Here is a 263-nt window from a genome sequence, read left to right on the forward strand (position 1 = left end):
GGGTTTGCCACTCCACGCGCTCTGGCCATAAGGGCGCGAACCAACGTCGATGGCGTTCTTCAACGGTGCCGGGATCGAGCGGTTGTACTCGGGGGTAACAAACAGCACCGCGTCGGATGACGCCACTTTCTGACGGAAAGTGCTGTAGGCTGCCGGCGGAGAAGCGCCGTCGATGTCTTCGTTGTACAGCGGCAGCTCACCGATTTCGACAATCTCGAGCTTGAGATTGGCCGGCGCCAGTTCGGCGAGGGCCAGTGCGACTT

Annotated in this window: 1 protein-coding gene; it reads right to left on the reverse strand. The window is 61.2% G+C overall.

The window, feature by feature from the left end:
• Positions 1 to 263: NADPH-dependent FMN reductase (locus AAEY83_RS15970; protein WP_351060542.1), on the reverse strand; the 263-nt coding region annotated here is incomplete at both ends.

This window comes from Psychrobacter sp. TB20-MNA-CIBAN-0197 (assembly GCF_040309765.1).
GTDB classification, from domain to species: domain Bacteria; phylum Pseudomonadota; class Gammaproteobacteria; order Pseudomonadales; family Moraxellaceae; genus Psychrobacter; species Psychrobacter submarinus.